Origin of the sequence: Flavobacterium zepuense (assembly GCF_007097145.1) — a bacterium.
Classification (GTDB): domain Bacteria; phylum Bacteroidota; class Bacteroidia; order Flavobacteriales; family Flavobacteriaceae; genus Flavobacterium; species Flavobacterium zepuense.
In genome coordinates this window covers 1-9,627 of sequence record NZ_VJVZ01000024.1, presented here as the reverse complement: position 1 = coordinate 9,627, position 9,627 = coordinate 1, and the positions used below count along the sequence as shown (strand labels likewise).

9 protein-coding genes are annotated in these 9,627 nt (G+C 40.6%); 5 read left to right on the top strand and 4 right to left on the bottom strand.

Features of this window, described 5'->3' with window-relative positions; all coding sequences use genetic code 11:
- Nucleotides 1-290 precede the first annotated feature (290 nt).
- The 3 genes from FMM05_RS20710 to FMM05_RS20700 form a co-directional block, all read right to left on the bottom strand.
- The gene (locus FMM05_RS20710) at nt 291-584 is read right to left on the bottom strand and encodes a DUF6520 family protein (RefSeq protein WP_143375337.1); all 294 of its coding nucleotides are present in this window, start codon (nt 582-584) and stop codon (nt 291-293) included.
- Nucleotides 585-1,359: 775 nt separating this feature from the next.
- Entirely contained in the window at nt 1,360-2,247 is an 888-nt protein-coding gene (locus FMM05_RS20705; protein WP_143375336.1) for a LytTR family transcriptional regulator DNA-binding domain-containing protein, read from the bottom strand.
- Between the two features lie 226 nt (nt 2,248-2,473).
- On the bottom strand, nt 2,474-2,758 hold the full coding sequence (locus tag FMM05_RS20700; protein ID WP_185965646.1) for a hypothetical protein: 285 nt from the start codon (nt 2,756-2,758) through the stop codon (nt 2,474-2,476).
- Between the two features lie 157 nt (nt 2,759-2,915).
- On the opposite strand from FMM05_RS20700, the gene FMM05_RS20695 reads away from it, so the two are divergent.
- The 4 genes from FMM05_RS20695 to mobC all read left to right on the top strand — a co-directional run bounded on the left by FMM05_RS20695 (nt 2,916) and on the right by mobC (nt 7,722).
- A complete protein-coding gene (locus FMM05_RS20695; RefSeq protein WP_143375334.1) occupies nt 2,916-3,788 on the top strand; it encodes a toprim domain-containing protein in 873 nt (290 codons plus the stop codon).
- A 267-nt stretch (nt 3,789-4,055) separates the two neighbouring features.
- Nucleotides 4,056-4,445, top strand: a complete 390-nt coding sequence (locus FMM05_RS20690) for a plasmid mobilization protein (RefSeq protein ID WP_143375333.1) — start codon at nt 4,056-4,058, stop codon at nt 4,443-4,445.
- Nucleotides 4,433-5,719 carry a relaxase/mobilization nuclease domain-containing protein gene (locus FMM05_RS20685; protein WP_143375332.1) on the top strand — a complete coding sequence of 429 codons (1,287 nt, stop codon included), beginning with the start codon at nt 4,433-4,435 and terminating at the stop codon, nt 5,717-5,719. The genes FMM05_RS20690 and FMM05_RS20685 overlap by 13 nt, the downstream gene beginning before the upstream one ends.
- 17 nt (nt 5,720-5,736) lie before the next feature.
- Nucleotides 5,737-7,722: a conjugal transfer protein MobC gene (mobC, locus tag FMM05_RS20680; protein ID WP_143375331.1), complete on the top strand. Its 1,986-nt coding sequence runs from the start codon at nt 5,737-5,739 to the stop codon at nt 7,720-7,722.
- A gap of 11 nt (nt 7,723-7,733) precedes the next feature.
- Here the strand turns inward: mobC and FMM05_RS20675 are convergent, their stop codons facing one another.
- Nucleotides 7,734-8,171, bottom strand: coding sequence for a hypothetical protein (locus FMM05_RS20675; RefSeq protein WP_143375330.1), 438 nt, complete (start codon nt 8,169-8,171; stop codon nt 7,734-7,736).
- A 469-nt stretch (nt 8,172-8,640) separates the two neighbouring features.
- On the opposite strand from FMM05_RS20675, the gene FMM05_RS20670 reads away from it, so the two are divergent.
- Nucleotides 8,641-9,627 (top strand): hypothetical protein (locus tag FMM05_RS20670; RefSeq protein WP_221932292.1); only part of this gene is annotated, 987 nt, incomplete at its 3' end.

Genomic DNA, 9,627 nt, shown 5'->3' with positions numbered 1-9,627 from the left:
TGATAAAAATGGCGACCTGATAACCGCAGGGCCGCCACGTGCGGATGTGGGTGCTGCAAATACAAATGCATTTATAGCAATACTCGAATCACATCAGTAGAAATTTACATTGTTGTACTCGAAATATTTTAAACTTAATAAAGTCTGAGGAGGTATTAAATACTTGTTATATAGTATCACCATTAGAAAGGACACATCAATTTTATAATTGATGTGTCCTTGTAAAAGCTTCTGGATTGTATTGGAATTATCACTAACAACGGATAGGTATTGCCCTTTCGGTTAAGTAGCTATGGTTTCCATGATCCCGATGTTTCCCCCAATGTGGCTCCGGCAGGAATTGCAGTTTCAGAAAATCCTGTAGGTGGATTTGTAGCGGTCACACTAACTGTGCAATTGTAGTCGTCATTTTTACACGAGTAATTAGCAGGTGGAACGGTCTGTACATAATTATTACCTATGTGGTAATACGTTACTGTAACCAATTTCTTTTTGGAAACATCCTCATTGGTTTTAAAGGCACTAAATCCGATTGCAAGAACCGCAACAAGCAGTCCTAAAGCAAATTTGTAAGAATTTTTCATAAGCGAATGCAATAAATTATTAATGTTTTTAGCCGGAAATGCTATGCCTTTAGAAGATATATAAAATTCAAACGCTGTAGCATCAATCAGTTTTTTGGATAAACGGGGTACAGACAAAGTGTGGTCTATAGGTAATCGGCGCTATCCTGGTTAGAGAGTGAATAAATAGGAATCCCTCAGGTGGGACTTTTTTAGCGGCAGGATAATTCCTGCCGTTTTCCATCATTGCGGCATCATCGGATGCCAACCGATCAGGCGAACCCCGGTACAACTCATGTACGGGCGCACCTTTGAATCTCTGCTTGCTCCATTTAGTCAGATGGTATTCTTCGCAGTAAGGGCATTGGTATACCCGCCGCTAAGCGGCCTTACCACGCCTGTGCCTGATGCGAAGCCCTGTTACCTTATCCAGGGAATGCCTTCTGAAATAAAAGATCATTTGTTTGGCTTCCCGGAGCGAAGGCAAAGAACTTTTCCCTGTTGCTTCACATAGCGGATACATACCACTGCGTTTTTGATATTTGGTTATTTATTCTAAAGGCAATAATTAAAGCTGTTTGTATTCAGGTTCAAAGTCTTGAAACGCTGTACTTGTCGGTATGTCAAATGTATGGGAATATTTTAATTCTAAAAAAGCACAAATTTTAACGGGGTGCGAGTTGTCGGTAAAAAGATACCAGTTAACATGACCTTTCAGCCAATGACAAATATATTCGTTACAAAACATACCGATGGATGCGAAAAAACATCTGTAACTGCGCTAATTCAACCATTTTTAAAGCTGTTCACCTGCTATATTTTTCCCAAATTGCTTTTTAAAACTCTCGACGTATTTTTTCGTAACAAAAAAATAGTCGGTACTTAGATTTTGAATCAACGATAGATATTCTTGCCTGATAACAATTGTAAGCTTATCGCGCGCTCCTGCTTGATAATCCTCAATGATACGATAGTTAATTAATATCCCACGACCAACCTGGTATATGCCAGCTTTCGCGTATTTATCAGCTAAATTTTCGATGGTCATTGCAAGCGGGAGATTATCACCGTACATCGTCACAAAGCGCACGAATTTTTCCTCCCGATAAAAATAAAGCACGTCTTTTGATGGCTGATAACGAAAGCTCCGGCCCTTATAAAAACCTTCAAGCAAAGGTTCCATATAGTTGTTGTTTTGGGAGGGCATTTCCTCCGTTTGTTTATCTTCAGAAAGACTGGGAAATTCTTTACTATTTGAAGTCAATATCAGGTAGTGTATCCAGTAATAACAATTTAATAAGAATAGCAAAATCATTACAACGGGCATTCCAGCACGGAAATAGCCATTGTACCATACATTCTGTCCGATTGCCAGGAAATAAATTCCGATAAACAGGAAGTCTATAAACGCTGCTACAAATATACCAAGGCAAATTTGGTAGGATACCCTTTCTAAAAAATGTTGACGCCAGCTGTATTTTGCATCGAGGCGAATGGAAGTATTGTGCACGAAAAAGACAAGTATCAGGGCGATAGACAAGCTAACTATTAAAGCGAAATAAAAGCGCGAAGATCTGATAGCAATATGTATTTCCGACCAACGACCGTGAAGGCAACTATAAATGGCTGCTGCAATAGCCGCCATTACAAGGAAAGGTTTGTTTTTGTAATCTACATTTTCCATAAGTGAAAATTTTTGCGCTTACCGATGAAAAATAAAATAGCAGACAAGAATATCAAAGCAATGGTAAGCGCCTAATTAATTATTAAAGTGAAAGGCATTTGTATAATAAATATATGCACACATAGTATTTTACAAAAACAAATGCCCTTAAATCAGATAAAGGGCATGTTCAATCGTTCAAATCGTTAGTAACAGGCTGCAATGTGCAGCCTGTTATAAATCACGGTCACTTCGTACCGTCAAGCTCACTGAGCCTTTGGCTGAGTTCTACCAAACCCGCCTTTTGTAGCGCCTCATCGGCAAGTGATTTTAGCTTCTGTAAATCATCAGCAGGAACGTTTGCCAGTATCCCTGTCTTATCATCTCCTTTATCGGACAGCCCCTTTTCAATAATTGCGTTAAGGAGCAAGACATCTTTTCGTGAAATCTTAAGGTCGATCTTCACCAATTCATTCATTCCAGGAGTACTCAATATCGTATCGAATACCTGGGCCACTACATTTGCTGTCATAATTACACATGTTTAATTGAACAATAAATTACTCTTGCAAAAGTAGTCTGCCTGCAAATACGCATCCTAATCGAAATTCGACCAGGATGGGTAAAATCCAAAAGGCCGCTTTACTTTTGCTTATGAGAACTGAATGTGAAAGTGAAAATGTGCGGTTATGGAATTCAGGAAAAAGAGGCTTATGATAGGTGAAGCTAAAGAAATGGACATGGTACATTGCCTGTCCCAATTATGTTATGAGCCGGTAAAGATCATCCGTAATGATCATTGGTACCACTCCCCATTGCGCGAGGAGCATACGCCATCGTTTAAGGTCAACCAGGCACTCAACAGATGGTATGACCACGGCATGGGCAAGGGCGGTAACCTTGTCGATTTTGGTGTCCTGTTTTGGGAGTGCAGCGTGGCAGATGCACTGGTAAAATTGTCCGGTGATTTTTCCTTTCAACAGCAACAAATTCTGCCGGTCAGATCAGCCGGTGAGCATCAAGGGAAGATCAAAATTTTGGATAGCTTTTTATTGTCTTCGTGGCCTTTGCAACGGTACCTTCAGCAGCGCAAAATCCCTCTCAAAATTGCAACCCAGTTTTGCTGCGAAGTGCGTTATGAACTTGGCGAAAAAGTGTGGTATGGCATTGGCTTTGAGAACGACCTTGGAGGCTACGAGATCCGTAACGCTTACCATAAAGTAAGCAGCTCGCCAAAGCGAATTACGACCATTCAACACGGTGCTACAAACGCCTTAATCTTCGAGGGCTTTTTTGACTTCTTATCTTTTATGGTAATCTGCAAAACTAATGAACATGATAATGCCGATTACATTATCCTAAACTCCCTTGCTTTCTTAGAAGGCATCCAGCCTTTATTAGACAGCTATAAAAATGTAAGCCTCTTTTTGGATAATGATGACGCTGGCAAAAATGCTGTTGAGCTGGCACTCACATGGGGCAAACAGTATCAGGATGAACGCAGATTTTATGAAGGATATGGCGATCTGAATGACTGGCTTATTAATTCACCGGGTGCATAAAAGTGCCGGCATTCCCAAATTAAAGCAGGCAGCCCTACATCTGGAAAACCTCCAAATGTACTATAGCCACGATTGGGCTTTTACAGCTAACAGATAATTTTTTTAAGCTTTCCGGGATAACCTGGAAGCAATCAGTTTGCCTGTACCAGCAAACGGCAAGATGAACCGGTGTCATACACCGGATATCTTGCCGCCCTTTACTCCGAAGTCGTGGGCGGGGTTTGATGAATTGATGAATGAGTTTGAAATGTGATAAATGATGATGTGATGGAAAATGAAAATTCAAACAGGACAAAGCGTATAATCTTCCGAATGAGCCCGGAGGAATACCAAAAGATCGAGCGAAGGTCAAGTGCCTCTACCTGCAAAAACCTCAGTGATTATTTGAGGCACTGCTTATTTGATAAACCTATAGTAACGATTTATCGCGACGGTTCAAAAGATGATTCCTTAACAGAAATGGGCAGGCTGCGACAGGAACTTAACGCTATTGGAAACAACTTTAACCAGGTAGTCAAGCGCCTCCATACTATCGACGAGCTACCGGAATTCAGGAACTGGCTAATGGTCTTTGAAGTGGAAAAACGTACACTTTCCAATAAGATAGACAGCATAAAAGAGCACGTCCAAAAACTATCTGAATCATGGTTGCGGTAGTAAAAACAGGCCGCTCGATCCACCGCATTTTCAATTACAATGAGAACAAGGTTAAGGAAGGAAAAGCAGAAATAATCGGCGCGGGAAACTATCCCTTTGACCCTGAGAAAACAAGTATCATAATGCGGCTGAACAGGCTGCTCAGGCAGATGGAATTACGGCCTGATATTAAGGTAAACAGCGTCCATATTTCACTCAATTTTGACCCCTCGGAAATCAACTTGCCTAAAGAAAAACTGATGCTGGTTGCAGAAGCTTATATGGAAAAACTGGGCTTTGGGAACCAGCCTTTTTTAGTGTACCAGCACCATGATGCCGGGCATCCACACCTGCACCTGGTTACCACGAATATTACATCGGATAGCAAGCGAATTAGCCTGCACCATATAGGTATAGAAAAATCGGAACCGGCACGCAAAGAAGTTGAGCAGCGCTTTGGACTTGTTGCAGCCCAGGGACAGAAGGAAAGCGCAGCAAATAAACTCCAGCCTATTTCGATAGGTAAGGTTAATTACGGGCGTATGGAATCGAAAAAAGCGCTTCAATTGATCCTGGAAAATATTGTAGCAGATTACAAATATACCAGCCTTGCAGAACTCAATGCAGTGCTTCGACAATATAATGTTCAGGCTGACCGGGGCACCGAAGGATCAAGGATATACAAGACCGGCGGATTAGTCTACCATATGCTGGATTCGGGTGGAAAACCCATCGGCGTTCCCATCAAAGCCAGCGCTTTTTATAATAAGCCAACCCTTAAACTTCTGGAGGGAAAATACAATGGCAACGAAGTAAAACGCATTCCTTATAAAGGAAAGGTTAAGAATGCCGTTGATGTTGCCTTACTCGGCGGTAAAACCCTCCTCAAGGACTTTGTTAATGCCCTTGGAAAGCAGGGCATCCATGTTGCCCTGCGCCAGAATGAAACCGGGCTGATCTACGGTATTACTTATATTGACCATACCACTAAATGTGTATTCAATGGCAGCGCGCTCGGAAAGCAATACAGTGCTAAAGCTATTCAGGAAAGATGCCTGCAAGAAGTACTGACGGGACAGCAATTGCCGGGTCAAGCAGTCCCGCGAAAAACTGGGTTACAGCCACACGCTGGCGCAGGTGCGGCAGAAACCAAAGATGTAGCAATTTCATCAAGTGCTGGTAACCTTTTAGATGCATTAATGCGACCTGAGTTTACCCCTGACTACCTGCCGCGCCCACTAAAGGGTAAGAAGAAAAAGCGCAGGAAAAATAATCGAAACAATAATAACCTGTAAAATCTAAAGTTATGGCCATGCAAACCGGAGAAAACGAACAGGCGCTGAGGAAAATACTGGATATGACCCGCCTGATAAGCATTGTGATCTTAGTGATCCATTGCTACTATTTTTGCTATGCAGCCTTTTACTACTGGGGGCTGACCAGTACTTTTAGCGACCGCCTGCTCGGCAACGTCTACAGGACAGGCATGCTCTCCAATTTTTATAAATCCAAGCTGATCGCCCTTGGCTTTTTGTGCATTTCCTTAATGGGTGCCAAAGGCCGTAAGGATGAAAAGCTGAACCATAAGACGGCTTTTGCCTATGTGGTCACTGGCCTGCTTTTATACTTTGCCAGTTACCTTGCCCTGAAGATGGTTCTCGAAGTGGACTATCTCGCTAAGGTATATATAGGTATTACCGGCATTGGTTACCTGCTTGTTCTTACTGGTGGCACCTTGCTTTCCCGCATTATTAAGAACAGGCTAAATAATAAGGATATTTTCAACAAAGAAAATGAAACCTTCCCGCAGGAAGAACGACTACTCGAAAATGAGTATTCGATCAACCTGCCTGCTCAATACATGTTAAAGGATAAGCAGCGAAAAAGCTGGATAAACATCATCAATCCATTCAGGGGAATTTTGGTGTCGGGCACCCCAGGTTCCGGTAAATCCTATTTTGTGATCAGGCACATCATTACCCAGCACATCCGCAAAGGATTTACCATGTTCATTTACGATTTTAAGTTTGATGATCTTTCGCGTATTGCCTACAATACATGGCTGAATAATAAAGACAAATACAAGAAAGCGCCATCATTTTATGTCATCAATTTTGATGATCTGTCGCGAACGCACAGGTGTAACCCCTTGGAGCCATCGGATATGACCGATATTACTGATGCAGCGGAATCAGCACGCACAATTTTAATGGGCCTGAACCGCGAATGGATCAAGAAACAGGGCGACTTCTTTGTTGAATCCCCCATCAATTTTCTGACCGCTATTATATGGTACCTAAAGCGTTACAAGGATGGTGAGTTCTGTACCCTGCCCCATGTGATCGAACTGATGCAGGTGGACTACGATAGTCTCTTTACCCTACTCAGGACAGAAAAGGAAATTGAAGTACTCATCAATCCGTTTGTCAACGCTTACCTCGCAGATGTGATGGAGCAATTAGAGGGGCAAATAGCCTCCGCCAAAGTAGCTATGGCACGGCTTTCTTCGCCACAATTATACTATGTGCTTTCGGGTAATGACTTTAGTTTGGATATCAATAACCCAGATGATCCGAAGATCGTATGCATGGGTAATAACCCACAAAAAATACAGATCTATGGAGCAGTGCTATCACTTTATGTAACCCGTTTAGTAAAACTTGTCAATAAAAAAGGCAGGCAAAAAAGTAGCCTCATATTCGATGAGTTCCCAACTATTTACCTCAATAATATGGATAGCCTAATAGCAACCGCAAGGAGTAATAAGGTTTCTACCTGTTTAGGTATCCAGGACTTTAGCCAGCTTCGTAAAGATTATGGGCGTGAACAGGCTGATGTTATCGTAAACATTATCGGGAATATTGTCAGCGGACAGGTTACTGGCGACACGGCAAAGCAATTGTCCGAGCGCTTTGGTAAAATTATGCAGGACAGGGAAAGCCTTTCGATCAATAGCGGCGATACTTCCATCAGCCGCTCAAAGCAATTGGAATCTGCAATACCACCATCTAAAATATCTGCTTTAAGTTCCGGTGAATTCGTAGGTATGGTAGCTGATGAACCTGATGATAAAATAGAACTTAAAGCTTTTCATAGTGAGATATTGAATGACCACGCGGCGCTCAAAAAAGAGCAGGACAATTATAAAGAGATTGAAGTGATTCGTAAGCTGGATAATACCATCGTCCAGCGAAACTATCTTCAGATCAAACAGGATATTCAGGATATTATCCGGTTTGAAATGGAGGCTTTACTTAATGATCCGGCGAAATCACATCTCGTAATTAAGAAAAAGTAACACTGATTGACTTATTTAATGATGGTTAGATAGTCGAGCTTATTAGATTTCCAAAGCTGTAATTCCTTTTCGGTAAGTGGAGTAATTGATATTATTTCATAAGTTTTGTCCACTGTTCCATTATCATTCACGTTTAGTTTTCCTTTTTTAATAGGAAGTTTTCTTAAACGCATTCGTACAATATCATTTTTCATTACCCTCGAAGGAAAGAGTTCATTATATGACCTTAGCTTAAAAAAGGTAGCAATTTTATGGAGAGCCCTAATGTTGTACTTAACTCTTGACTTCAAATTCTCGACACTGCTAACGTAACTGTCGCCAAGATCTATTTCCTGGGAGAGCTTAAGCATGGATAAGTACGGTTTATGTTTAATACGCATCTCCCTTACTCTTTCTATAATAAAGTAATCTAGTTCCAATATAATAATCTCAAAAAGTTCCTCTTCCATAAAAAAATAAAAGAGGAAAGGACGCTTATATATTACGAAGAAACACACATATATATGTGGTTATTTTTAAGCAATTTGACAAACGATCCGACTGGATACAATTTAGAGTTATTAACAATTTGAAATTGGCATGAATCATAACATAAGGACAGAGAGAGACAAAAAGGCCTATAGTTGTTAAAATCCACTCAATTCTTCAAACATTACATTGAATTTTACCTATTTAATTAATTTTTATGAATTTATTACAATATAAATTCTTGTTAATAATTCTTTAAAAAATCCCCATCAATGGGTATTGCCAGTAGATACATCTTCCCTAATTTTCGACTCAAAGAAGTATAGTCTTGATTTAACCAGTCAGGCATTACTCTATTACATCTGCAATCTTTATAACTTATTAGTTGAATCCTGATACGACGCTAATATAAAAGCTGGTGTAAAAATTTAATACCTAACCGCCTTTATCATGAAAAAACTCTGTTTAATTCTTGCCGTTTTTAGTTTTTCTAATGCATTTTGCCAGTTATCCACAGGTGGTGGCTCTACAGCTTCTATAACGTCTGAAATGCCGAATGTTTCGCCGCCATCGCCGACAGTTGCTTCACTTATGAAATTTGAAGAAGTGCCCGTAAATAATTACACAGGAATCCCTGATATTTCTATACCCCTATACAACATAGAGACTTTATCAAAGGATATAGCGCTAAATCTATCTTTAAAATACCATCCCTCTTCTATCGCTATAAAAGAGGTCGCTTCTTATACCGGCTTGGGCTGGAATTTGCTGGCGGGCGGAACTGTATCAAGGACTGTAAAAGGCCTCCCTGACGAGATCTGCCGTCCGGGTAATGCCAATAATTTTATCACGCCCAGGGTAGGTATATATAACTATGATATCTCTAACTCGCCGAATAAATATTATCAGGTAATGAATAACACAGCATCTGCGGGAGACAGGGCGCAATATTTATGGAGTGCTTTTGAAAAAGGAATTTTTGATAGTGAACATGACCTATACCAATACAATTTTATGGGGCATACAGGTAGGTTTTATATAAAAAAAAATACATCAAACAACCAATTAGAGGTTGTAAAGCTTGACAATGATAATGCTTTACAAATCGCGTTTACATACACGCATGATCAATCTAATGTTGTGCCATATGTGTTTTCAGGCTTTACCATCTATGATGATAAAGGTTATAAATACCTATTTACAACTCCTGAAACCACAACTGAAACAGTTGCTAATTTGACAACAGGTTGGGCTGCGAGTGATGCAGAGCAACCTCAATTGGTTGATCCGTTGACCTATATCAGTAGTTTTCATCTGTCCAGCATCGAAGACAACAATGGTAACCAGTTACTTTCAATTACCTATCAGGATGTAACTGAAGTAACGTCACGAAATGCCCTTACCTACCATACGACCCCAAATCCACAGACCCAAGCA

What these genes read in the sequence shown, in the direction of transcription:
- FMM05_RS20710 (WP_143375337.1), bottom strand. Translation starts at nt 584, where the DNA reads ATGAAAAATTCTTACAAATTTGCTTTAGGACTGCTTGTTGCGGTTCTT.
- FMM05_RS20705 (WP_143375336.1), bottom strand. Translation starts at nt 2,247, where the DNA reads ATGGAAAATGTAGATTACAAAAACAAACCTTTCCTTGTAATGGCGGCT.
- FMM05_RS20700 (WP_185965646.1), bottom strand. Translation starts at nt 2,758, where the DNA reads ATGACAGCAAATGTAGTGGCCCAGGTATTCGATACGATATTGAGTACT.
- FMM05_RS20695 (WP_143375334.1), top strand. Translation starts at nt 2,916, where the DNA reads ATGGAATTCAGGAAAAAGAGGCTTATGATAGGTGAAGCTAAAGAAATG.
- FMM05_RS20690 (WP_143375333.1), top strand. Translation starts at nt 4,056, where the DNA reads ATGGAAAATGAAAATTCAAACAGGACAAAGCGTATAATCTTCCGAATG.
- FMM05_RS20685 (WP_143375332.1), top strand. Translation starts at nt 4,433, where the DNA reads ATGGTTGCGGTAGTAAAAACAGGCCGCTCGATCCACCGCATTTTCAAT.
- mobC (WP_143375331.1), top strand. Translation starts at nt 5,737, where the DNA reads ATGCAAACCGGAGAAAACGAACAGGCGCTGAGGAAAATACTGGATATG.
- FMM05_RS20675 (WP_143375330.1), bottom strand. Translation starts at nt 8,171, where the DNA reads ATGGAAGAGGAACTTTTTGAGATTATTATATTGGAACTAGATTACTTT.